At 71.8% G+C, this 22353-nt stretch carries 23 protein-coding genes; 9 read left to right on the top strand and 14 right to left on the bottom strand.

What is annotated here, in order from left to right; all coding sequences use genetic code 11:
* Positions 1-64 precede the first annotated feature (64 nt).
* The 4 genes from B7K25_RS02095 to B7K25_RS13640 all read left to right on the top strand — a co-directional run bounded on the left by B7K25_RS02095 (position 65) and on the right by B7K25_RS13640 (position 6051).
* A complete protein-coding gene (locus B7K25_RS02095; RefSeq protein ID WP_084103760.1) occupies positions 65-3472 on the top strand; it encodes a pyruvate carboxylase in 3408 nt (1135 codons plus the stop codon).
* Positions 3473-3536: 64 nt separating this feature from the next.
* Complete coding sequence (locus B7K25_RS02090; protein WP_084103759.1) at positions 3537-4853, top strand: alpha/beta hydrolase-fold protein; 1317 nt, start codon at positions 3537-3539, stop codon at positions 4851-4853.
* 83 nt (positions 4854-4936) lie between these two features.
* Complete coding sequence (locus tag B7K25_RS02085) at positions 4937-5434, top strand: flavodoxin domain-containing protein (RefSeq protein ID WP_084103758.1); 498 nt, start codon at positions 4937-4939, stop codon at positions 5432-5434.
* Between the two features lie 62 nt (positions 5435-5496).
* Positions 5497-6051: a GNAT family N-acetyltransferase gene (locus B7K25_RS13640; protein WP_159450087.1), complete on the top strand. Its 555-nt coding sequence runs from the start codon at positions 5497-5499 to the stop codon at positions 6049-6051.
* Between the two features lie 173 nt (positions 6052-6224).
* Here the strand turns inward: B7K25_RS13640 and B7K25_RS02075 are convergent, their stop codons facing one another.
* The 4 genes from B7K25_RS02075 to B7K25_RS02060 all read right to left on the bottom strand — a co-directional run bounded on the left by B7K25_RS02075 (position 6225) and on the right by B7K25_RS02060 (position 8665).
* Entirely contained in the window at positions 6225-6755 is a 531-nt protein-coding gene (locus B7K25_RS02075; RefSeq protein WP_084103756.1) for a GNAT family N-acetyltransferase, read from the bottom strand.
* A complete protein-coding gene (locus B7K25_RS02070; protein ID WP_084103755.1) occupies positions 6742-7245 on the bottom strand; it encodes a GNAT family N-acetyltransferase in 504 nt (167 codons plus the stop codon). The genes B7K25_RS02075 and B7K25_RS02070 overlap by 14 nt, the downstream gene beginning before the upstream one ends.
* A gap of 12 nt (positions 7246-7257) precedes the next feature.
* Complete coding sequence (locus B7K25_RS02065; protein WP_084103754.1) at positions 7258-8094, bottom strand: VOC family protein; 837 nt, start codon at positions 8092-8094, stop codon at positions 7258-7260.
* Between the two features lie 61 nt (positions 8095-8155).
* Positions 8156-8665, bottom strand: coding sequence for a MarR family winged helix-turn-helix transcriptional regulator (locus B7K25_RS02060; protein WP_084103753.1), 510 nt, complete (start codon positions 8663-8665; stop codon positions 8156-8158).
* Positions 8666-8732: 67 nt separating this feature from the next.
* On the opposite strand from B7K25_RS02060, the gene B7K25_RS02055 reads away from it, so the two are divergent.
* Both B7K25_RS02055 and B7K25_RS02050 read left to right on the top strand, forming a co-directional pair.
* Positions 8733-9773 carry an EamA family transporter gene (locus B7K25_RS02055; protein ID WP_234988037.1) on the top strand — a complete coding sequence of 347 codons (1041 nt, stop codon included), beginning with the start codon at positions 8733-8735 and terminating at the stop codon, positions 9771-9773.
* Positions 9709-10455, top strand: coding sequence for an alpha/beta fold hydrolase (locus tag B7K25_RS02050; protein WP_234988036.1), 747 nt, complete (start codon positions 9709-9711; stop codon positions 10453-10455). The genes B7K25_RS02055 and B7K25_RS02050 overlap by 65 nt, the downstream gene beginning before the upstream one ends.
* A 68-nt stretch (positions 10456-10523) precedes the next feature.
* On the opposite strand, the gene B7K25_RS02045 is transcribed toward B7K25_RS02050, so the two are convergent.
* Positions 10524-10871: a helix-turn-helix transcriptional regulator gene (locus tag B7K25_RS02045; RefSeq protein ID WP_084103751.1), complete on the bottom strand. Its 348-nt coding sequence runs from the start codon at positions 10869-10871 to the stop codon at positions 10524-10526.
* 74 nt (positions 10872-10945) lie between these two features.
* Between B7K25_RS02045 and B7K25_RS02040 the strand changes: the two genes are divergently transcribed.
* The 3 genes from B7K25_RS02040 (at position 10946) to B7K25_RS02030 (ending at position 12453) form a co-directional block, all read left to right on the top strand.
* The gene (locus B7K25_RS02040; protein WP_084103750.1) at positions 10946-11350 is read left to right on the top strand and encodes an arsenate reductase ArsC; all 405 of its coding nucleotides are present in this window, start codon (positions 10946-10948) and stop codon (positions 11348-11350) included.
* The gene (locus B7K25_RS02035; RefSeq protein WP_084103749.1) at positions 11347-12054 is read left to right on the top strand and encodes an aquaporin; all 708 of its coding nucleotides are present in this window, start codon (positions 11347-11349) and stop codon (positions 12052-12054) included. The genes B7K25_RS02040 and B7K25_RS02035 overlap by 4 nt, the downstream gene beginning before the upstream one ends.
* A 63-nt stretch (positions 12055-12117) precedes the next feature.
* Positions 12118-12453 (top strand): RNA polymerase-binding protein RbpA, encoded by a 336-nt coding sequence (locus B7K25_RS02030; protein WP_084103747.1) that lies wholly within the window; start codon positions 12118-12120, stop codon positions 12451-12453.
* On the opposite strand, the gene B7K25_RS02025 is transcribed toward B7K25_RS02030, so the two are convergent.
* The 9 genes from B7K25_RS02025 to hisG all read right to left on the bottom strand — a co-directional run bounded on the left by B7K25_RS02025 (position 12450) and on the right by hisG (position 22325).
* Entirely contained in the window at positions 12450-13196 is a 747-nt protein-coding gene (locus B7K25_RS02025) for a polyprenol monophosphomannose synthase (protein ID WP_084103745.1), read from the bottom strand. The two genes, B7K25_RS02030 and B7K25_RS02025, sit on opposite strands and share 4 nt — an antisense overlap.
* Complete coding sequence (gene lnt / locus B7K25_RS02020; RefSeq protein WP_084103743.1) at positions 13190-14719, bottom strand: apolipoprotein N-acyltransferase; 1530 nt, start codon at positions 14717-14719, stop codon at positions 13190-13192. The genes B7K25_RS02025 and lnt overlap by 7 nt, the downstream gene beginning before the upstream one ends.
* Before the next feature lie 71 nt (positions 14720-14790).
* Positions 14791-17529: an RNA helicase gene (locus B7K25_RS02015; protein WP_084103741.1), complete on the bottom strand. Its 2739-nt coding sequence runs from the start codon at positions 17527-17529 to the stop codon at positions 14791-14793.
* Complete coding sequence (locus B7K25_RS02010) at positions 17526-18512, bottom strand: diacylglycerol kinase family protein (RefSeq protein WP_084103739.1); 987 nt, start codon at positions 18510-18512, stop codon at positions 17526-17528. Before B7K25_RS02010 ends, B7K25_RS02015 begins: the two co-directional genes overlap by 4 nt.
* Positions 18513-18525: 13 nt before the next feature.
* Positions 18526-19296 carry a twin-arginine translocase subunit TatC gene (tatC, locus tag B7K25_RS02005; protein WP_234988035.1) on the bottom strand — a complete coding sequence of 257 codons (771 nt, stop codon included), beginning with the start codon at positions 19294-19296 and terminating at the stop codon, positions 18526-18528.
* Positions 19286-19552, bottom strand: a complete 267-nt coding sequence (gene tatA, locus B7K25_RS02000) for a Sec-independent protein translocase subunit TatA (protein WP_084103735.1) — start codon at positions 19550-19552, stop codon at positions 19286-19288. Before tatA ends, tatC begins: the two co-directional genes overlap by 11 nt.
* A gap of 33 nt (positions 19553-19585) precedes the next feature.
* Entirely contained in the window at positions 19586-20509 is a 924-nt protein-coding gene (locus tag B7K25_RS01995) for a YafY family protein (protein ID WP_084103733.1), read from the bottom strand.
* Positions 20502-21482 (bottom strand): YafY family protein, encoded by a 981-nt coding sequence (locus tag B7K25_RS01990; protein ID WP_084103731.1) that lies wholly within the window; start codon positions 21480-21482, stop codon positions 20502-20504. Before B7K25_RS01990 ends, B7K25_RS01995 begins: the two co-directional genes overlap by 8 nt.
* Positions 21483-22325 (bottom strand): ATP phosphoribosyltransferase, encoded by an 843-nt coding sequence (gene hisG, locus B7K25_RS01985; protein ID WP_084103729.1) that lies wholly within the window; start codon positions 22323-22325, stop codon positions 21483-21485.
* Between the last annotated feature and the right edge of the window lie 28 nt (positions 22326-22353).

The raw sequence follows: 22353 nt of genomic DNA, 5'->3' as shown, positions 1-22353 counted from the left end.
GCCCGTCGGCGATGACGGGGCGCGTTCTGGCTGGCAGACTGAGGCGAACGTCGAAGGGAAGTCAATGTTCTCTAAAGTCCTGGTCGCCAACCGCGCCGAGATCGCGGTGCGCGCGTTCCGCGCCGCCTACGAGCTCGGCGCCCGCCACGTGGCGGTCTTCCCGCACGAGGATCGCCTGTCCGAGCACCGGGTGAAGGCGGACGAGGCATACGAGATCGGGGTCGAGGGCCATCCCGTCAAGGCCTACCTGGACATCGACGAGATGATCCGCGTCGCGAAGCTCTCCGGCGCCGACGCGATCTACCCGGGGTACGGCTTCCTGTCGGAGAACGTGGATCTCGCCCGGCGCTGCGAGGAGGAGGGGATCACCTTCATCGGCCCGCCGCCCGAGGTGCTCGCGCAGGCAGGAGACAAGGTCGCGGCGCTCAAGGCGGCGCGTGCCGCGGGGGTGCCGGTGCTCGACTCCTCCGAGCCCTCCACCGACCCTGACGAGCTCGTCGAGGCCGCGGACCGCATCGGCTTCCCGGTCTTCGTCAAGGCCGTCGCCGGAGGTGGCGGACGCGGGATGCGCCGCGTCGAGCGGCGTGAGGACCTTCCCGACGCGCTGGCTGCGGCCATGCGCGAAGCAAGCAACGCCTTCGGAGACGCGACGGTCTTCCTCGAGCAGGCCGTGCTCGGCCCCCGGCACATCGAGGTGCAGATCCTCGCCGACGGCGAGGGCAACATCGTCCACCTCTACGAGCGCGACTGCTCCGTCCAGCGGCGCCACCAGAAGGTCGTGGAGATCGCCCCGGCGCCCGCGCTCGACCCGGAGATCCGCGAGGCCCTGTGTCGGGACGCCGTGGCCTTCGCCGAGTCGATCGGCTACCGCAACGCCGGGACCGTCGAGTTCCTGCTCGCTACCGAGGGGGAGCGCGCGGGCCAGCACGTCTTCATCGAGATGAACCCCCGCATCCAGGTCGAGCACACGGTGACCGAGGAGGTCACCGACATCGACATCGTGAGCGCCCAGATGAGGATCGCCTCGGGGGAGACCCTCGAAGACATCGGCATCGTCCAGGAGGAGATCCGCACCAAGGGCTTCGCGGTGCAGACACGCATCACGACCGAGGACCCCACGAACGGCTTCCTTCCGGACACGGGCCGCATCCTGGCGTACCGCTCGCCGGGCGGTGCGGGCATCCGCCTCGACGGCGCGACCGGCATGGCGGGGCACACGGTCACAGGACACTTCGACTCGATGCTGGTCAAGCTCACGTGCCGCGGACACGACTTCGAGACCGCCGTACGACGCTCGGCGCGCGCCCTCGCCGAGTTCCGGATTCGCGGCGTCACGAGCAACATCCGCTTCCTCCGTGCCGTCGTCGACGACCCGGACTTCCGTGCCGGGGGAGTGACGACCGCGTTCATCGAGCAGCGTCCGCAGCTGCTCGAGGTGCCGGAGAGCGCCGAGAGGTCCACCAAGCTGCTCTCGTTCCTGGGCTACCAGACGGTCAACCGCCCGCACGGCGAGCCTCCGGCCGCCGCACTGCAGCCGGCCTCCAAGCTCCCGGCCATCGACCTCACCGAAGAGCCTCCGTCAGGGTCGCGCCAGCGGCTCCTCGAGCTCGGCCCCGAGGGCTTCGCCGCGGAGCTGCGCGCCGCGAAGGCTCTCCGGGTGACCGACACGACGATGCGCGATGCTCACCAGTCGCTGCTCGCCACCCGCGTGCGCACCTACGACCTCGTCAAGGCCGCCGGCCACGTCTCCCGCATGACTCCTGATCTGCTGTCGATCGAGTGCTGGGGCGGCGCCACCTACGACGTCGCGATGCGCTTCCTGTCGGAGGACCCCTGGCTGCGCCTCGAGGACCTGCGCAAGGCGGTGCCCAACGTCGCGCTCCAGATGCTGCTCCGGGGACGCAACACCGTCGGGTACACGCCGTACCCGGATGAGGTGGCGCGCGCCTTCGTCGAGGAGGCGACCGAGACCGGGATCGACATCTTCCGCATCTTCGACGCCCTGAATGACGTCGAGCAGATGCGCCCCGCCATCGAGGCCGTGCGCGCGACCGGTCAATCCGTGGCCGAGGCGACGCTGTGCTACACGGGCAACATGATCGCGCCCGACGAGGACCTCTACACGCTCGACTACTACCTTCGACTGGCGGACCAGCTGGTCGAGGCCGGCGCCCACATGCTCGCGATCAAGGACATGGCGGGACTGCTGCGCCCGGCCGCCGCGTACATGCTCGTCGACGCCCTGCGCCGTCGATTCGACCTCCCCGTGCACCTGCACACCCACGACACTGCCGGCGGCCAGATCGGCACGCTCCTCGCCGCGGCGGAGGCCGGGGTGGACGCCGTGGATGTGGCGTCCGCGGCCATGGCGGGGACCACGTCCCAGCCGCCGATGAGCGCTCTCGTGGCCGCGCTCGAGCACACGTCGCGGGACACGGGGATCTCGCTCGCCGCGGCTCAGGACCTCGAGCCCTACTGGGAGGCCGTGCGCAAGCTCTACGCGCCGTTCGAGTCCGGTCTGCCAGGACCGACGGGTCGTGTGTACCGACACGAGATCCCCGGCGGCCAGCTCTCGAACCTCCGCCAGCAGGCGATCTCGCTGGGCCTGGCCGACAAGTTCGAGCAGATCGAGGACATGTATGCGGCGGCAGACCGCATCCTGGGCCGTCTCGTCAAGGTCACGCCCTCGTCCAAGGTCGTAGGCGACCTCGCGCTGCACCTGGTGGCGGCAGGCGCGGATCCGGCGGACTTCGAGGACAACCCGGGCAGCTACGACCTTCCCGACAGCGTCATCGGGTTCCTCCAGGGCGAGCTCGGCGACCCGCCGGGCGGCTGGCCCGAGCCGTTCCGCTCCAAGGCCCTCGAGGGCAGGGGAGAGGGCCGCGCGCGAGAGGACCTCAGCGACGACGACCGGGCGGCCCTCGCATCGGCCGGTCCCGAGCGCCGCCGCCGCCTGAACCATCTGCTCTTCCCGGGACCCGCCAAGGACTTCGACGAGGCCGTCGCCCGGTACGGCGACATCTCCGTGGTCGACACGTTCCGGTACCTGTACGGCATGTCGATCGGCAGCGGCGAGGAGGTCAGCATCGACCTGCATCGCGGCGTGCGCATGATCGTGTCGCTCGAGGCGCTCGGCGAGCCCGACGACCACGGCGAACGCACGGCGATCTTCACCTACAACGGCTCGATCAGGCCGGTCCAGGTCCGAGACGAGTCGGCCGCCGTGGAGGTCGTGGCGCGCGAGAAGGCCGACCCGGCACGACAGGGGTCGATCGGCTCCCCGTTCTCGGGCGCCGTCGCGCCGACGGTCTCCGAGGGCGATGCCGTCGAGGTCGGTCAGACCGTCGCGTTGATCGAGGCCATGAAGATGGAGTCCGCGATCACCACGCCGATCGCTGGCACGGTCAAGCGAATCGCGTTCGAGGGCACCATGACGCTCGGGGGAGGGGACCTGATCCTCGAGGTGGGCTGAGCCGGTCGCGGCGCGCCCGCCGGGTCTACGATCGAGGAACTCGGTCGGCAGGGGGGTGAGTCCAGTGACGCGCGGTCCCTCGGTGCCCCGTCGGGGTCTGGCGTGGTCCGTCACCGCACTGGTTGTCGGCGTCCTCGCTGCCTGCTCGTCGGAGCCCGCTGAGGTGAGCGGCGAGGTGAGCGGCGACGGCGTCATCGTGACGCCCACGGAGCGATCGCCGACCGGCTACGAGGTGACGTTCCGCTACTGGGCACCCGACGCGGAGGCGGTGGGCCTCGTGGGCGACGCGTACTTCACGTCGCCCGACGCCATTACGCGCACCCTCGGCCACGACGCTCGCCTCGGAGACGACTGGCGTCCCGGCGATGTGTCGCACCCGCTGGTCTCCCAGCCACCGGCGGCGTTGGAGCTCCAGCCCGACGGCTGGTGGGAGCTCGCCACCGCGATGCCGGCAGGGACCTACAGCTACGGGTTCGTGGAGGGCGAGTGCGAACGCGCAGCGCTGTGCCGCGGCCATCTCGATCCGACCAACCCTCCGCCGTTCGCCGGGGAAGAGGGAGCGGGCCACCAGCGCACGAGCCAGGTGTACGTCCCCTCCGACTCCGAGCATCCCACCTACGACGTGGGCTACGAGAGCGACGCCGCCGAGGGGGAGAGGGGACGGCTCGAGCACCATACGTATGCGTCGGCGCTCTCGACGGCGCCTGAGGGCGAGCGTGCGCTCGGCGTCTACCTCCCGTCCGGGTACGACCCGGATCGCCCCGAGCCGTATCCGCTGCTCGTGCTGTCCCACGGCATGGGGGAGAACGAGACTGCTTGGTTCGCCGACGGCCGCGCAGCGCAGATCCTCGATCACGCGATCGCGGACGGGGACATCCCGGCTATCGTCGCGGTGACCACCGACTTCGGCGGACTGACGGACGAGCCGACCGGCTCCGCCGCCTTCCACGCCGCCTACGTCGACGAGCTCACCACGGGCGTGCTGCCGTACGTCGAGTCCGCGTTCCACGTCTCGTCGGAGCGCGATCACCGCGCGTTCGGTGGTCTGTCGATGGGCGGGGCGTTGGCCGTTGGGCTGCTCGAGCGGCATCCTGAGCTCTTCGCCTGGTACGGGATCTGGTCGGCCGCCCCCGTGCCCGAAGGGTGGCATGGCCTCGATGCGCAGGCGCGCAGGGCTGTCCGGCAGGCCGCCGGCATCCATGTCGGGGTGGGCGTCGACGACGGGATCGTCGGCATCGCCGACTCGTCGCCCGAGCGTGCGGCGGCCTACCGCGAGGCGGGTGGCCGGGTCACCGAGACGAACGTTCCGGGAGCGCACACCTGGCAGGTGTGGCGGGCGGAGCTGCACGCCTTCCTGACGACGACGGCGTTCGCTCAGTAGGCGCGGTCCCGCCGGGGACGTAGGTCCCTCGAGACGCGACGGCGGCGGCGGGAGACTGGGCTCATCACCCCAGGGAGGTCGTCATGAAGGTTCTGGTCACCACCGGCTCGAAGTACGGTTCGACGCGCGAGGTCGGGGACGCGATCGCGGGCGTGCTCGAGGAGAGCGGCTTCGAGGTCGACGTCCAGGACGCCTGCGACGTGCTGAGCGTCACCTACTACGACGCCGTCGTCGTCGGCAGCGCGGTCTACGGAGGCCTGTGGCGCCGGGACGCCTCGGAGCTGATCCGCGATCACCTCGTCGAGCTGCGCCGCCGCGAGGTGTACATGTTCTCGTGCGGGATGGAGACCGTGGTCCGACCGGGCCAAGGCCTCGACGAGGCGGACGCGCTCGCTCGCGACGTCGGCGCGAGGAAGCACCAGCGCTTCCCGGGTGCGCTCGACTACGAGCGGCTGAACGTGGGGGAGAAGGCCATCATCAGGGCCCTCAACCCTCCGCGCGGCGACTTCCGCGACTTCGCCGCGGCACGTGGCTGGGCGGGACGGCTCGCGACCGAGCTGAGGGCGGTCGCGGCCGTCTGACCCCAGGGGAGGGACCGCAGCGGAGGACTGACGGCGGTGCACCGTATGGCACACTGCCAGGCGTGACAGACGCATCCATCGAGCTCCGCCGCGCCGCGCCCCGCGATCTCGACGCGCTCGTGGATCTCGCTGCGGCGACCTTCCCGCTCGCGTGCCCGCCGAGCACCACCCCCGCGGCCATCGCCGAGCACGTGCGCACCAAGCTCAGCGCGGAGGTCATCCGCGGCTGGATCGACCGAGACGACTGCACGGTGCTCGTCGCGGACGGTGCGGTGGGGCTGTGCGCGTACGCGCTCGTCGTCACGGGCCCGTGCGGGGACGCGCTGGCAGCTGAGGCACTCAATGCGGTTGGCATCGACACGGCGCGCATCCACGAGCTGTCCAAGATCTACGCGCTGCCGGGCGTCCAGGGCGGTGGCCTCGCGGTGCGCCTGCTCGAGGCGACCATCGACGCTGCCGTCGCGAAGCACGGTCCGTTGCCGGTGTGGCTCGGCACGAACGACGAGAACGCCCGAGCGCAGGCGTTCTATCGCCGATGCGGGTTCGAGGTGGTCGGCTCCCGCACCTTCACCGTGGGTGGCCGGGACGAGTCCGACGTGGTGATGCTGCAGCGCTAGCCGCCCGACGACGCGCGCGGTCCCGTCCGCGCCTCGGTGCCCGGTCGCGCCGGGTCACGCCGTGCCGGGAGCGAGCAGCAGCGCACCGGCGGGGTGGTGGCGGGCACCCGTGCGGCGTGAACACGCACCTCTCGCCACCAGTCGGCGAAATGACATAATGTGCATTATCGGCGTTACGCAACCCAGACGGTCTCGCCGTCCTCGATCCGCTCGAGCGGCCTCATGCCGACCCGCGGCGCGACGCCCTCGGACGCCTCATGCCCGGGCGTGATGAGCGCCCTGATGTCGTGCACGTCCTGGCTGCGCAGCCAGCGCAGCATCGCCGCCGTTGCAGAGCTCGCGATCCCGCGACCCTGGAACGACGGCTCCACGAGCCATGCCACCGTTGCCGCCATCGCGCCGTCGTCGATGTCGAGCGTGGCCTGGACGTAGCCCACCGCCTGATCCGTCGCGTGGTCGCGAACGATCCAGTTGAGCCACCCCTGGGTGCCGTCTGGCGAATGCCCACGAGACTGCCTGACATAACGTCGCTCGAGTTCGCCCTGAGTGGGAGGCGCACCTCCGGTGAACGCGTACAGCTCGACGGGCGCGAGGACACGCGCCATCTCGCCCGTGTGCTCGGCGCTGAGCGGCTCCAGGGTCAGCCCCGGCGCCGCGAGCTCCTCAGCGGCGGGCCATGTGCGGTCGCCGCTAGGCACGTCCATCCCGCCCTCTGCGGTCCACAGACGTGACCATCGTGTCGGAGCCGCCGTTGCGTCCCACGACGACGAACCCCGACGCTTCGTAGAGATGACGCGCGGCCTCGTTGCCGTCCTCCACCGACAGGCTGATCGCGCGTACGCCTCGAGTCGTGGCCTCGTCGATCACGCGCGTGAGCAACTCTCTGCCGAGCCCGCGGCCCCTGAACTCAGGTGCGACCGCCATCGAGAGCTCCGGGACGTCGTCCGCGACGTACCCGTAGCCCGGGTCCTTGGACGTGAGCAACCGCACCCAGGCCGCGCCGGCGACCGTCGACTCGGTCTCGGCGAGGATCCCGTGGTCGCCCGCACGTCCCCACCCGCTCACGTAGTGCGCGATGTGTGGCGCGTCGCGCAGGGCCTCAAGGCTGAGGTCGCCGCGCCCCCGCCAGTCGAAGGCGTAGCCGAGCATGGTCCACAGCGCGTCCACATCGGACGCCCCGGCAACCCTGTACATCACTGTGGCACCCTAGGCGCCGCCGACGCCGAGCACGATGCGGTTGGCCCACGGGTCGTCCACCGCGAGCGTTCGCCCGTCGTCGGCCGTCTGGTGTCCGTGGTGACGCAGTCGCTCGCCGGCCTCGCCCAGCGCGTCGGCCGAGGGGACCTCGATGCGCACCAGCCCGAGCCCCAGGGCGGGCGCCCGCAGCCCGGCGCCGCGAGAGCCCCAGACGTTCATCGCCATGTGGTGGTGATACCCGCCGGCGGAGACGAACAGCGCCTGATCTCCCAGCGAGGCGGTCACGTCGAAGCCCAGGTGATCGGCGTAGAACGCACGTGCCGACGCCACGTCGCCCACCGACAGGTGCACGTGGCCCACGCGTGCCGCTGCCATGCCGGCGCGCGCATCGGCCGTCTCCACGTCGAGGTGCTCCTGCAGGAACCCGTTCGGATCCACGTACAGCGAGCTCATCTCGACCTGCCCGTGCGTCCAGGACCACGCGGTGCGCTCGCGATCCCAATACAGCTCGACGCCGTTGCCCTCCGGATCGGTCATGTAGAAGGCGATCGACACGAGGTGGTCGGCGCTGCCGGTGTACGTCCCCGGGTAGCGCAGCGCGATCGAGCGCAGCGAGCGCGCGAGCTCGCCGCGGGAGTCGAAGACGATCGCGGTGTGGAACAGTCCCGCGCTGCCGGGCCTGGGGAACGGGAGCTCCGGGGCGTGCTCGAGCACCACCACGGGCACGCCGTGCCTGCCGAGCACCGCGGCTCCCCCGCCCTCGCTCAGGACGTCGAGCAGCACGCCGTCGCGGTAGTACGCGATCATCGTGTCGAGATCGGACACCTTGAGGGTCACGGCGCCCATCGCCGTGTCGGCGGAGAGTGAAGTCGTCACTCCCCCACGATACTTGAAGCCTCAAGTAATGTCACCGGCGAGGATGCGCGGGCGGCACGTCGCCCAGCGCCTCGGCCAGCGCCTCGAGCCCGGAGCGGAGGCGCTCGAGGTCGGCGGGGCCGAGCAGGTCGAGGATCGCCCGCTCGTTCGCCATATGCGCGTCCTGGACGACGTCGCACACGCGCCGGCCCTCGTCGGTGAGGCGCACGTGCACCACTCGCCTGTCGTCCTCGTCGCGCACGCGCTCGACGAAGCCGCGCGCCTCGAGCCGGGTGATGCGGTGCGTCGTGGTGCCCGACGTGATCATCATCGTGCGATCCAGCTCGCCCGCCGTAAGCGAGTACGGCTCCCCCGACCGGCGCAGCGACGCGAGGACGTCGAACTCCCAGGACTGCAGGTCGTGCTCGGCGAACACCGCGTCGAGCTTGGTCTGCACCACGGCCGCCATGCGCGACAGCCGGCCGATGGTCGCCATAGGCGAGACGTCCAGCTCCGGACGCTCGTGCGCCCACTGCTCGACGAAGTACCCGACCGCGTCCATGTCCCCTCCGGAATATCTTGACATCAAAGGATGTGATATATCTTGACATCAAGATACAGGAGTCCCCATGAACCGCACCCGCCTCATCGCCGCCACCGCGATCGCCCCAGCGCTCTGGGGCACCACGTACCTCGTGACCACGGAGCTCCTCCCGCCCGACCGCCAGCTGCTCGCCTCGGTCCTCCGCGCGCTGCCCGCCGGTCTCGTCCTGCTGGCCTTCACCCGCACCCTCCCCCGCGGGGCGTGGTGGTGGCGGTCGGCGGTGCTCGGCGTCCTCAACATCGGCGCGTTCTTCGCGCTGCTCTTCGTGTCGGCGTACCGGCTTCCCGGGGGCGTCGCGGCGACGCTCGGCGCCGTGCACCCGCTCATCGTCGCGGTGCTCGCCGTCGTCGTGCTGCACGAGATCGCGCGTGCGCGCACCTTCGTCGCCGCCGGCGTCGGGCTCGCGGGCGTCGCGCTGCTGGTGCTCACCCCCGACGCCTCCGTCGACCTCGTGGGGGTGCTCGCCGGCCTCGCGGCGGGCGCCTCGACCGCATTCGGCGTGGTCCTCACCAAGCGGTGGGGCCGGCCGGTCGACCTGCTGTCCTTCACGGCCTGGCAGCTGGTCTGGGGCGGCGCCGTGCTCGTGGCGCCGATGCTGGTGCTGGAAGGCCTGCCGTCTCACCTCACCTGGGCGAACGTCGGTGGCTACGCCTGGCTCGGCGTCCTCGGCGGCGTGGTCGCCTATGTGCTGTGGTTCCGCGGCGTTCTCGCGCTTCCCGCGGGCCAGGTCAGCACGCTGGCCTTCCTCGCGCCCCTGGTCGCGGCGACGCTCGGGTGGGTCGCCCTCGGCCAGGCCCTGTCGTGGGTCCAGCTCGCGGGTGCCGCCGCGATCGTGGGTGCGGTCCTGCTCGGACAGCGCCGGGCTCCCGAGACTCGCGCGGCCGAGAGGGCCTCGCTAGGCTCCCGACATGGGCATCGAGACGCGTTCGATCACGGCCTCGGACGGCCGGCGCCTACGCCTGCACGACGCCGGCACCCGCGGCTCGGGCCCATCTCTCGCGGTGTTCTGGCATCACGGCACGCCGGGCATCGGCGAGCCGCCGGCGCCCCTCCTCGCGCTCGCTGACGAGCTCCACCTGCGGCTGCTGGGCGTCGATCGCCCGGGATACGGGGAGTCGGAGCGGCTGGCAGGCCGCCGCGTCGGCGACGTCGCGAGCGACACGGCGGACGCGGCCGATGCGCTCGGCCTGGACCGCTACGCCGTGCTCGGGTACTCGGGCGGTGGCCCGCACGCCTTGGCATGCGCTGGTGCCGATCCCCGTGCGGTCGCGGCGGCGGTCATCGCCGGCCTCGCGCCGCGCGACGCCGACGGGATCGACTGGTACGACGGCATGATCGCGTCGGGGCGGCGCGTCCTCACGGCCGCCGAGGCGGGCGACGCCGAACGTCGCGCCGCCGAGGACGACGGCTACGACCCCGAGTTCACGGCGGCCGACCTGCGCTCCCTCGACGAGGGCTGGGAGTGGCTGGGACGCGTCGCGGGGGCGATGGGGCCCGACGACCTCGACGGCGCGATCGACGATGACATGGCCTACGTGCGCGACTGGCGCGCCGAGGTGGACGCCATCACGGCCCCCGTGCTCGTCGTCCACGGCGAGGCCGACCGCATCGTGCCGCCCGCTCACGGTCGCTGGCTCGCCGCAAGGATGGGCGCGGAGCTGCGGCTCGTCCCCGACGCGGGACACATCTCGATCCTCGAGCACGCGCCGCAGGCGCTGTCATGGCTCGCGGCCGCGGCGCACGAGTGATCGGCGCGGCGCGCCGGACCGCGGGCGCGCCCAACCTCACGCACGTTCGACCCTTGGCCCGTCGGGCGTCAGGCGCGTTCGATGGCGCCGAGGTCCTCGGCGATCGCGCCGATCATCCCCGGTGTGACGCGGTAGAACGCCCACGTGCCCCGCTTCTCGCGCTCGACGATCCCCGCCTGGACGAGCTGGCGCAGGTGGTGCGACACGGTGGGCTGGCTGAGCCCGAGCGGCGGCTCGAGGTCGCACGCGCACACGGAGCCGTTCGCGGCCAGGATCTGGACGATGCGCAGGCGGGTCGGGTCAGCGAGCACGCGCAGCGAGCCGGCGAGCGAGGCGTCGGGCGCCTGAGGCAGCGTCAGCGGCGAACCCGGGGAGCACACGGCATCGTCCGCCAGGAGGTTCTCGCCGATCGCCATGCGCGCCACCCTAGTTCACCACATCGACACTTGTCGATATTGACAGTCGTCAATGTTTGCGGAAGCCTGGCCGCATGAGCGAGAACAAGCCTTCCGTGATCTTCGTCTGCGTCCACAACGCCGGGCGCTCCCAGATGGCGGCCGGATACATGACCCACCTCAGCCAGGGGCGCGTCGAGGTCCGGTCCGCGGGATCGATGCCAGCCGACCAGATCAACCCCACCGCCGTGGCGGCGATGCTCGAGGAGGGCATCGACATCCGTGCCGAGCAGCCGAAGGTGCTCACCCCCGAGGCGGTGCAGGCGTCCGATGCGGTCATCACCATGGGCTGCGGCGACGCCTGCCCCTACTACCCCGGCAAGCGCTACGAGGACTGGGTCCTCGAGGACCCGGCTGGGCAGGGCATCGAGTCGGTGCGGCCCATCCGAGACGAGATCCGCGGTCGCGTCGAGGCGCTGCTCGCCGACCTCCTGGCGTGACGGCAGCGACGGCCCGCCGGCTCCTCGGGGAGTACCTCGGCTCCGCGGGGCTCGCCGCAGCGGTGATCGGCTCGGGGATCGCGGCCGCCTCCCTCTCCCCCACGGACGTCGGGCTCCAGCTGCTGCAGAACTCGTATGCGACTGCGCTCGCGCTCGCGGTGCTCATCGCCGTCTTCGCCGGAATCTCCGGTGCGCACTTCAACCCGGTCGTCACCCTCGCCGAGCGGGTGCTCGCCCCCCAGGACCGCAGCGCGTCCGAGGCAGCGCTCTACATCGCGGCGCAGATCGCAGGGTGCCTCTCGGGTGCGGTCGTCGCGAACCTCATGTTCGACCTCGGCCCGGCGACCTGGTCGACCACCGAGCGAGCGACCGCGCCGCACCTGCTCGCCGAGGTCGTGGCGACGGCCGGCCTGATCGGCACGATCTTCCTCTTGGTCCGTGCGCGACGGACGGCGTGGATCGCGCCGGCCGTCGGCGCCTACATCGGCGCCGCGTACTACTTCACGAGCTCGACCTCGTTCGCCAACCCCGCGATCACGGTGGGCCGCATGATCACCGACACGTTCGCCGGGATCGCGCCGTCGTCCGTGCTGCCCTTCATCGGTGCGCAGCTCGTCGGCGCGGCGCTCGGAGCGCTCGCGGTGCGCCTTCTCGTGCCCGCTTCGGCCGTTCCCGCGACTGGGAACGCCGTCGAGGGAACATAAGCCGCACCAGGGACGTTCCTCAAGGGCGGACACCACCCCGTCCGCGACGAGAGGGAGGCTGACATGGCTGATCGAGCATTGCGTGGCATGCGACTGGGAACCCAGAGCATGGAGACCCCGGCGAATGCGGAGCTCGCGGAGCGCCGCGACGTCCACTACGACTGCCCCAACGGGCACGTCCTGACCTTTCCGTTCTCGGTCGAGGCCGACGTCCCCCTGTCGTGGGAGTGCCACTGCGGCTCGCTCGCGCTGCTGCGTGACGGCGACCGCCCCGAGGTGAAGGACGAGAAGACTCAGCGCACCCACTGGGACATGCTGCTCGAGCGCCGCTCGATCGCCGAGCTCGAGGACCTGCTCGACGAGCGCCTCGAGCTCCTGCGCGCCGGCCGCATCGGCTAGCGCGACCCTCCCCCGAACGCGCGACGCATCTGCGTCGCGCGTTCTTTCATTCCCCAGGCGGTGACCTTCACGAGGGCCTCACGGATGATCGCGCCGGACATCTTGGACTGTCCCTGCTCGCGCTCGACGAAGGTGATGGGAACCTCCACGACGGTTCCGCCGTCCTTCACGACGCGCCACGCCATGTCCACCTGGAAGCAGTAGCCCTGGGACTCGACGCCGGCGAGGTCCAGGCTCCGCAGCGCGTCGGCGCGATACGCCCGGAAGCCCGCCGTCGCGTCGTGGATGGGGACGCCGAGCATGAGCCGCACGTACGTGTTCGCCCCGGTCGACAGCAGGCGCCGATGCGCGGGCCAGTTCTCGACCGCTCCACCGGGGATCCAACGCGATCCGATGGCCAGGTCCCACGAGCCCGGCGCGCCCAGGACGCGGGGCAGGTCCTCCGCGCGGTGCGAGCCGTCCGCGTCCATCTCGACCAGCACGTCGTAGCCACGCTCGAGGCCCCACGCGAAGCCGGCGAGGTAGGCGGCTCCCAGCCCCTGCTTGCCGGGCCGATGCAGGACGGACACCTGCCCGTCCTCGGCCGCGCGCGCATCGGCCCACCGGCCGGTGCCGTCGGGAGACGCGTCGTCGACCACCAGGATGTCGGCGTCGGGCACGGCCGCGCGCACCGCGTCCACCTGGCCCGGAAGCGAGTCGCGCTCGTTGTAGGTGGGGATGATGACGAGGGTGCGCGTCACCATTCGTACCTGTTCGCGAGCCGCCGGGACACCGCGGACCCGACGAACCCAAGAGCGACCACGAGAGGCAGCCACTGCCACACGAGCCGGAAGCGCACCGCGGGCGTGATGTCCGTGCGCAGCGGCGTCTCCGCGTACATCTGGGCGGCGGTGAACAGCTCCGTCTCCTGCAGGATGCGCCCCGTCGGGTCGATGACGCCGCTCACCCCGACGGTCGAGATCTGCACCGTCGAGCGGCCCGTCTCGATGGCGCGCAGGCGGCTCATCGCGAGCTGCTGCGTCGACTCGGCGGTGTCGCCGAAGGACGCGTTGTTCGTCTGGACGATGAGCACCTCTGCGCCGGACGCCACCGAGCCGGTGACGATCGGGTCGTAGGCGACCTCGAAGCAGATGACGGTGCCGATGGTGACCGTGCGATCGAGCGCCGCGATGGGGACGTCGACGGTCGCCGGGCCCTCGCCGGGCAGCACGTCGGTCGTCACGCGGTCCACCTCGTCGCTGAAGTTGCGCGCGATGCTGCGCAGGGGGATGTACTCGGCGAAGGGCGCGGGACGCTGCTTGGCGTAGGTGTCGAGCACCATGCCGCCCGGCGTCCACACGAGCGAGGTGTTGTAGCGGCCGTCGTCCGGCGAGTAGTCGTTGGTGCCGAGCAGCACGGGAGCGCCAGCGGCCTGCGCCGCCTCGGTGACCATCGCCGCGGAGTCCGCGTCCGTGCGGGGGTCGTAGTCGACGGAGTTCTCGGGCCACACGACCAGGTCGATGGGCCCGGGGTCCGTCGCGACGAGCTCGAGGGTGCCGTCGCGATGGTTCGCCGTGACCTCGCGTGCGTTGGCGAAGGCGTCGAGCCCGGGATTCTCGACGTTGCCCTGGATGATCGCGAGGCGCAGCTCCTCCCCTTCCCCTTGCGGGCTCAGGGGGATGGCCATGCCGGACGCGACCACGGCGATGCCGGCGATCGGTGCAGCGAGGCCCGTGACCAGGTGCCGGCGCATGAGCGCCTCGAGGCCGCCTCCGAGCAGCGCCCCTGCCAGGGCGGCGGCGAACGACACGAGCGCCGCTCCCCCGACCCACGCCAGCGCGGACACGGAGGCGTCCAGCTGCGAGAACGCGATCCTGCCCCACGGGAAGCCGCCGAACGGCACCACGGAACGGAGCTGCTCCATGCCCGCCCACAGGACGGCGAACACGGGCGCCTCCGCCCAGACGCCGCCGCGCAGCATCCCCGACCGGCGCACGTGCGCCCACGCGGCGCCGAACAGTCCGTAGAAGGCGCCGGACGCGACGGACAGGGCGACCCACGGGATCGCGCCCACGGCCTCGTGCGCCCACCACACGTGCGGCAGCATGAACGCGGTGCCGAAAGCCCAGCCGTAGAGGAAGCCGCCCCAGGCCTGCGCGCGAGCGAGCGACAGCCACAGCGCCGCGAGGCCGACGTATGCGAGCGGCCACCAACCCAGGTCGGGGAACGCCGCGGCGAGGGCCAGGCCTCCGACCCCAGCGACGGACAGGCGCAGCAGAAACGTCACGCGCCTAAGCCTAGGCGAGCCTCACCCGTGGCCCGCGCAGCCGCGCAGGAGGAGCGCGACCAGCACCGCGATCAGTACGCGACGACCCCGCGGCGCATCGCGTCGATCGCCGTGTGGGCCCGTGCGCGGAGCTGGGGCTGCGGGGCTGACTGCGCGATCTGGTCGAGCACGTCGATGACCTGCTTGCACCAGCGGACCATGTCGCCCGGGGCGATCTCGGTGTCGCGCAGCACGGTGTCGAGTCCCTTGCCCTGAGCCCAGCCGTGGATCGGCCCGACGATGCCCCAGTGCGGCGGCGGCAGCTCTGGGAGGCCCTTGTCCGTCTGCAGGTCGTCGATGCGGGACCACACGCGTTGTGTCTCGGCGAGGACCTGACCGAGCACGCCGCGCGGGCCACCCGGCACCTTGGGCGTGCGCACCTCGTCCTCGCGCCTGCCGCGGTACAGCAGCGACGACACGGTGGCCGCCAGCGCCGGAGGATGCAGCTGCGCCCAGGCGCCCGTGCGCAGGCACTCGGCCATGACGAGGTCGTTCTCCGAGTAGAGCGTGCGCAGGCTCACGCCGGCGTCGGTGATCGCGGTGTCCTCTCCGGTGCCCTCGAGGTAGCCGAGCTCGCGCAGCACGTCGCACCGACGGTCGAACACCTTCGCGATGGAACCCGTCGCGCGCGAGATCTCTCCCACCACACGATCACGGTCGCGGCGGGCGCGGAAGTGGCGCTCGGCCCAGCGCGCGTGATCCTCGCGGTCGGGGCATCGGTGGCAGAGATGGCTCTGCAGCGCTCGGCGCAGGTCCTCGACCTCGCGGTCGGGGCCGGCGGGACGACGGGACCGCTTCACCTCGTCGAGCTCGAACGTGTGCCGCGCGCCATGGACGACCTGCCCGAGCTCCTTGCGGGCCCGCGCGTCTCGCGGCTCGAAGCGCCGAGGCACCTTCACGTGGCCCACGCTCTCGACGCCGTGGTGCAGCTCCGAGACCGCGAGGCGGAACTGGCGCCCGTCGACGGTGATGACGGTGGGTCTCGGCGCCACCTCGTCGGCATCCGGTGTCACGACGACGGCCAGGCCGGCTCGCTTGCCCCCGCCGATGCGCACCACCTCGCCGCGCGCGAGCCCCGCGAGCATCGACGCGGTGGCCTCGCGACGCTGGCGCGAGGCGGCCTTCGCGGCGTTCTTCTGCAGGCGGTTCAGCCGCTCCCGCAGGGCGGCGTACTCCATGAAGTCGCCCTTGTCGCAGGCAGCCGCCTCGCGGAAGCCGTCCAGGGTCGCGTCGAGCTCCCGCGCCTTGCGGGCCTTGCCGACCACCGACTGGTCCGCCTGGTACTGCGCGAAGGACAGCTCCAGGAGCTCGCGAGCCTTCGTCACGCCCGACCGGCCGACGAGGTTGATGGTCATGTTGTACGACGGCTGGAACGAGCTGATGAGCGGGTAGGTGCGACGAGACGCCAGGCGCCCCAGCTGGGCCGCGTCGAAGCCCGGGTGCTCGACCACCACGGCGTGGCCCTCGACGTCGATGCCGCGGCGTCCCGCACGGCCGGTGAGCTGGGTGTACTCCCCCGCCGTGAGGTCCTGGTGCCCCTGGCCGTCCCACTTCACGAGCTTCTCGAGGACGACGGAGCGGGCCGGCATGTTGACGCCCAGCGCGAGGGTCTCGGTCGCGTAGACGACCTTGATGAGCCCCGCCGCGAACAGCTGCTCGACGACCTCCTTGAACAACGGGATCATGCCGGCATGGTGCGCGGCGATGCCCGCCTCGAGGTGGTCGCGCCAGCGCGGGTATCCGAGCGCTCCGAGGTCCTCGGTGGGCAGCGCGGCGCAGCGTTCGTCGACGATCCGCGCGATCTCGGCCCGCTCCTCGTCCGTCGTCAAGCGCAGTCCTGCCCCGCGCACCTGCTCGACGGCGTCCTCGCAGCCGGCACGCGAGAACACGAACACGATGGCGGGCAGCAGCGCCTGACGGTCGAGCACGTCGACCACGGCGAAGCGTGGTGGGCTGCGGCGGCCCTGAGGCCGCCTGCCGCCGCGCGCGGGTCGCCGGCCGCGGTACCGCGCCTCGGACTCGTGGCGTTGGCGCTTGGTGATGGCCTCGAGCTCGGGGTTGAGGCGCGGGGTCGGCCCCGGGTCCAGCGGGTCGACGCCCGGTGCGTACAGGTCGAAGATGCCCTCGCGCACCATCACGTGCGGCCACAGCGGCACCGGACGGCGCTCGGACACGATCACCTTGGTGTCGCCGCGCACCTCGGTGAGCCAGTCTCCGAACTCCTCGGCGTTCGACACGGTGGCGGACAGCGAGATGATCGCGGTCTTGGCGTCGAGGTGGACGATGACCTCCTCCCACACCGAGCCCCGGTAGCGATCCGCGAGGTAGTGCACCTCGTCGAGCACCACGGCACCGAGGCTGTCGAGGGTGGGTGACGAGGCGTAGATCATGTTGCGCAGCACCTCGGTGGTCATGACGACGACCTGGGCCTCGGAGTTGATCGACGTGTCGCCGGTGAGCAGGCCCACGCGGTCCTCGCCGTAGACGCGGCGCAGCTCCGCGAACTTCTGGTTCGACAGCGCCTTGATGGGCGTCGTGTAGAACGCCTTCTCGCCACGCTCGACCGCGTGGCGCACGGCGAACTCGCCGACGATGGTCTTCCCGGCGCCCGTCGGCGCCGCGACGAGCACGGAGTGCCCGTCCGCGACCGCGGCGCACGCCTCACGCTGGAAGTCGTCGAGCGGGAACGACAGGCTCGACTCGAAGTCGATCAGATCCTGGTGCCGGGCCCGTGCCTTCGCCGCGGCGAAGCGCTCCGCTGGAGTGCTCATGCCCTCAGGCTATCCGGCCTTCCGCCGAGCACTCGCAGGGCGCCTGGCTCGGCGCGGATGTCGAGCGGCGCGGGCCCGACCAGCTCGCCGTCGGCGAAGGCGGCGGGCAGGGCCGCGCCGCCCGGGGCGGGGCCGGCGGGCCCGTCACCTGGGTGGCCGGCGGACGGGCCCGCAGGGCCGATGCGCACGCGGCGGGCGCGGATGACCCGCGCCTCGGGCTCGTCGATGACGGAGCCGTCGTACAGCTTGGGGAACAGCTGCAGGATGCGCCGCCGGGTCACCGCCTCCGCGACCACCACCTCGAGCATCCCGTCGACAAGTGACGAGTCGCGCGAGATGCACAGCCCTCCCCCGAACACCGGGCCGTTGGCGACCGCGATGAGGGTGCACGTCTGCTCCCACGCCTCGCCGTCCGCCTCGATGCGCACGCCGTACGGGCGGAAGCGCGGCAGCTCCTTGAGCGTCGCGACCTTGTACTTGAGCGGCCCACGCGGGTGGCGCATGCGGTTGCCCGACGCGGCGATCGCGGCGTCGATGCCCATGGACAGCACCGCGGAGAAGTAGCGACGCCCCTTGCGATCGGCCACGCCCGGGCCGTCGATGCGACCGAGATCGATGCGTGCGACGTCACCGTCGAGCCCGCGCTCGATCGCGTCCACCGCGCCCTGCACGTCGTGGATGGGAAGCCCGAGCGAGCTGGCGGCGTCGTTGCCCGACCCCGCCGCCACGATGCCGAGCGGCAGCCGCGTGCCGGCGCACGCCTGCACGCCCAGGTGCACCATCCCGTCGCCGCCGACGACCACCAGGGCGTCGAGGTCGCGATGGCGACCGCGGGCCTCCTCGAGGGAGGCGGCCCAGGTGCCGCGGGAGAGGTCGCGCACGCGGTGGCCGCGCGCGGCGAGCAGCGCGAGCGCCTCGGCGCCCCATCGCTGTCCCCTCCCCGACCCCGCTGTCGGATTGGTGATGACGCCCAGCGTCGTCACGGACGACCAGCGCTCATGTCCGGCGTCGCCTTCCGAGCCTGCCCTTGAGCGAGGCGACGCCGATGGCGCCGAAGTACAGGGCAGACATCGGCCCCGCCATCATCAGCATCGTGAAGACGTCGGGCGTGGGCGTGAGGACGGCCGCGGCGGTGAAGATGATGATGACCGCCCAGCGCCAGCCGCGCAGCCAGGTGCGCGGCTTGACGATCCCCGCCCAGGACAGGAAGACCATGACGACCGGGAACACGAAGGCGATGCCGAACGCGAGGAACAGCCGCATGGTGAAGGTCATGAACATCTGGGCATCGAGGAAGTTCGAGCCGCCCTCGGGCGTGAAGCCCGTGAGGATGTCGACCGCACGCGGGTACACCCACCAGGCGAGCGCGATGCCGCCGACGAACAGCGGGATCGCCGTGCCCAGGAAGCCGAACGTGTAGCGCTTCTCGCGCTTCTCGAGGCCCGGCGCCACGAATGCCCAGAGCTGGTAGAGCCACCACGGTGCCGACAGCACGATGCCGATGAACAGCGACACCTTGATCTGCATGTCGAGCGCCGTGACGAGGCCCGAGAAGTTGATGGACACGAGGCCCTCGGACTGCTCGGCGGCCTCGAGGACGGGCTTCTGCAGGGCGTCGAAGACAGGCTCGTAGAAGAACCAGCCGATGATCGCGCCGACCGCGATGCCGGCAGCGGCGAGGATCAGCCTGTTGCGGAACTCGCGCAGGTGTGCGGCGAGCGGCATCCGCGCGTCGCGGTCACCGCCACGCGCGCGACTACTTGCCACGCGCCTCGTCGTCGGGGAGGTCGACCGTCGACTGCGGGGCGTCGGGCGTCGAGGCCTTGGGAGCCTCGGAGGACGCGGCGCCCGGCTTGGCGGCGCCCTTGTCCTTGCCCTGGTCGTCGTCCTCGGTCAGGGACTTGGTCTCGTCCTTGAGGATGCGCATCGACTTGCCGATGCTGCGCGCGAGCTCCGGAAGCTTGGGGGCGCCGAACAGCAGCACGACGATCACGGCGATGATGATGATCTCGCGGGGTCCCATGCGTTCTCCTCAGTAGCGGGCGGACACCACAGTCTAAGCGCGCTGCGCGGTCAGGACGGCATCGGCGTGCCGCGCGAGCGCGTCGCGCAGCTCGGCGGGCTCGACGCTCACGAGCTGCGGAGCGACCGACAGCAGGCGCCCCGCGGTCCACGCGGGGTCGGTGACGCCGAACGTCACGGTCGCCGTGTCCCCGTCGTCCGTCACGGAGGCGCCGGGCAGGTCCTCGAGAGCCCATCGGGCGGCCCGGGCGAGCCGCACCGTGGCCTCGTACCGACGTTCGAGGTCGAACCCGTGCTGCTCGGAAGGCGCGTGGGACGCGGGCTCGGCGAGCGCATCGGCGCTCACCACGCGACTGAGGCGCAGGGTGCGGTGGTCGGCGGCCTTGCGGCACCAGCACTCCACGTATCCGATGCCGTCGATCGCGACCAGCCGATGCGGCTCGATCACGCGCTCGGTGCGGCGGTCGTTCGCATCGACGTAGGTGAGCCGCACGGCGGTTCCGGAGGCGATGGCGCCCGCGAGGGTGTCGCGCACCTCCGTCGCAGGGCTGTCGTCGCCGCCGAGCACGGTGACCGGGGCGACCTCGCCGAAGGCGGCGGTGATGCGCTCGAGCACGTCCTCGGCGCCGTCGGGTGCGGTGCCGGCCGCGATGAGCGTGGCCAGCGCGCCGGTGAGCGCGACGGCCTCCTGGCCGCTGAGGCGCACCTGGCTGACACCGAGCGAGTCGCGCAGCACGGCCACGCCCTCGTCCAGCGCGTCGAAGTCGAAGTCGAGCATCTCGTCCGGCAGGTAGGGCGGGATGCCGCTCATGCCGAGCGTCCACAGATCGTCGGAGGCGCGCTTGGCGGTCACGCCGAAGTGCTGGGCGAGGACGGCGACGGGGGTCCGGCCGTTCGCCTCGAGGTAGGCCACCATGCCGAGCATGCGCACCATGCGGTCGCGTGAGGTCTCAGCCACGGGCCACCTCCAGCGCGGCGGCGGCGTGGGACAGGACGGAATCCGCGAGGGTCGTCGGCTCGATCACCCGCGCGGCACCACCGAGGGCGAGCACCTCCGCGCGCAGGAGGTCCTCGTGCCGGTACGCGACGCGGAACAGCTCCCAGCCGGAGTCGACGCCCGCGGCCTCGCCGCGTCGTCGCAGGGCGTGGCCGGCCTCGGGCCGCAGCGCGATGACGGCGGTTGCGAGGGTCTCGGCGCTGTCCAGGCTCCCCAGCGGGATCGTCGCCGGCCGCTCGAAGGCGTCCGGGTCGCCGACGGCCTTGACCGCACCCAGCACGCGCACGAGCCGGAAGACCCGCTGCGCCTCGGCGTCCTCGTCCCAGGCGACCAGGTACTCGACGCCGGCGCGCAGCACGATGCCCCACGGCTGCACGGTGCGCACCCGCGTGGGCGAGCTCGCCGAGGCGTACTCGAACTGCACGCGCTGGCGCAGGCTCGCGGCCTCGGCGAGGGCGGCGGTCACGTCGCCTGAGCCCGACGTCGACATGCCGCCGAAGGGCAACGCGGGGCTGTCGGCGTGCTCGATCGCGGAGACGAGCTTGGCGTAGCCGTGGCGCGCGTCGGCGGCGAGGGACTCGCCCGACCAGTACTGCGCCGCGATCGCGAGCACGGCCGCGTCGCGGACCGACAGGTCGAGCACCGGCATGGACACGTCGCCGTCGATCCGGTAGCCGAGGTCGTCCTTGTGGGCCGGGTCCGTGACGGTGCGCAGCGGGATGCCCATGCGGCGCAGCTCGTCCTTGTCACGCTCGAACTTGCGCTCGAACGCGGCGTCGGCGCGCTTGCGCTCGCCGTCGGTCGCGCCGGACGGCACCGTGTCGTAGCCCTCGACCTGCGAGCGGATCTGCTCGCGCGTGAGGCGATGACGCGTCGCGCTGAGCGCGAGCATCAGGTTGAGCCGGCGCTGCTCGGCCGCGATCGTCTCCGCCATCTACAGCCGCACCGCGAGCAGCTCCGTGGTGAGGATGCCGCGCGCTCCCGCCGCGTGCAGGCGGTCCATGATCTGGTTGACCTCGCTGCGCGGGATCATCACCCGCACCGCGTGCCAGCTCTTGCCGTGCAGGGGCGTCACCGTGGGCGCCTCGAAGCCGGGCGTGACCGCGATCGCGTCGTCGAGCTGCTCGTCCGGCACGTCGTAGTCCACGAGCACGAACTGGCGCGCCATGAGGACGCCCCGCAGGCGGCCGGTCAGCACGGCGAGCTCGTCGTCGTCGACGTCGGGGCCCTTGATGAGGATCGCCTCGGACTTGAGGATCGGGTCGCCGAAGATCTCGAGGCCCGCCGCCCTCAGCGTGGTGCCGGTCGAGACCACGTCGGCCACCACATCGGCCACCCCGAGGCGCACCGACGACTCGACGGCGCCGTCCAGGCGCACCACGGTCGCCTCGACGCCGAAGGACTTGAGGTGGTGCTTCACGAGGCGCGGGTAGCTGGTGGCCACCCGCCTGCCCGCGATCTGGTCGATGCTCGTGACGGCGTCCGCCGGGGCGGCGTAGCGGAACGTCGAGCCGCCGAAGCCCAGCTCGAGGTGCTCCGTGGCTGCGGCGCCCGAGTCGAGCAGCAGGTCCCGGCCGGTGATGCCGGCGTGGACGGTGCCGGAGCCGACGTACACCGCGACGTCACGCGGGCGCAGGAAGAAGAACTCGACCTCGTTGCGGGCGTCGACCAGCACCAGCTCGCGGGGGTCGCGACGCTGCTTGTAGCCGGCCTCGCGCAGAAGCTGGGCGGCGGGCTCGGACAGCGAGCCCTTGTTGGGAACGGCGATGCGGAGCACGGGGGTCCTTCAGGTGCGGGGGCTGACA

This window comes from Demequina sp. NBRC 110056 (assembly GCF_002090155.1).
In the GTDB taxonomy this organism is placed as follows: domain Bacteria; phylum Actinomycetota; class Actinomycetes; order Actinomycetales; family Demequinaceae; genus Demequina.
This window is presented reverse-complemented; position numbering and strand designations above follow the sequence as displayed.

What these genes read in the sequence shown, in the direction of transcription:
- B7K25_RS01990 (WP_084103731.1), bottom strand. Translation starts at nt 21,482, where the DNA reads ATGGCGGAGACGATCGCGGCCGAGCAGCGCCGGCTCAACCTGATGCTC.
- B7K25_RS02025 (WP_084103745.1), bottom strand. Translation starts at nt 13,196, where the DNA reads ATGGTGACGCGCACCCTCGTCATCATCCCCACCTACAACGAGCGCGAC.
- B7K25_RS02030 (WP_084103747.1), top strand. Translation starts at nt 12,118, where the DNA reads ATGGCTGATCGAGCATTGCGTGGCATGCGACTGGGAACCCAGAGCATG.
- B7K25_RS02095 (WP_084103760.1), top strand. Translation starts at nt 65, where the DNA reads ATGTTCTCTAAAGTCCTGGTCGCCAACCGCGCCGAGATCGCGGTGCGC.
- B7K25_RS02070 (WP_084103755.1), bottom strand. Translation starts at nt 7,245, where the DNA reads ATGTACAGGGTTGCCGGGGCGTCCGATGTGGACGCGCTGTGGACCATG.
- B7K25_RS02045 (WP_084103751.1), bottom strand. Translation starts at nt 10,871, where the DNA reads ATGGCGATCGGCGAGAACCTCCTGGCGGACGATGCCGTGTGCTCCCCG.
- B7K25_RS02040 (WP_084103750.1), top strand. Translation starts at nt 10,946, where the DNA reads ATGAGCGAGAACAAGCCTTCCGTGATCTTCGTCTGCGTCCACAACGCC.
- tatA (WP_084103735.1), bottom strand. Translation starts at nt 19,552, where the DNA reads ATGGGACCCCGCGAGATCATCATCATCGCCGTGATCGTCGTGCTGCTG.
- B7K25_RS02075 (WP_084103756.1), bottom strand. Translation starts at nt 6,755, where the DNA reads ATGGACGTGCCTAGCGGCGACCGCACATGGCCCGCCGCTGAGGAGCTC.
- B7K25_RS02060 (WP_084103753.1), bottom strand. Translation starts at nt 8,665, where the DNA reads ATGGACGCGGTCGGGTACTTCGTCGAGCAGTGGGCGCACGAGCGTCCG.
- B7K25_RS02065 (WP_084103754.1), bottom strand. Translation starts at nt 8,094, where the DNA reads ATGGGCGCCGTGACCCTCAAGGTGTCCGATCTCGACACGATGATCGCG.
- B7K25_RS02085 (WP_084103758.1), top strand. Translation starts at nt 4,937, where the DNA reads ATGAAGGTTCTGGTCACCACCGGCTCGAAGTACGGTTCGACGCGCGAG.
- B7K25_RS02055 (WP_234988037.1), top strand. Translation starts at nt 8,733, where the DNA reads ATGAACCGCACCCGCCTCATCGCCGCCACCGCGATCGCCCCAGCGCTC.
- B7K25_RS02015 (WP_084103741.1), bottom strand. Translation starts at nt 17,529, where the DNA reads ATGAGCACTCCAGCGGAGCGCTTCGCCGCGGCGAAGGCACGGGCCCGG.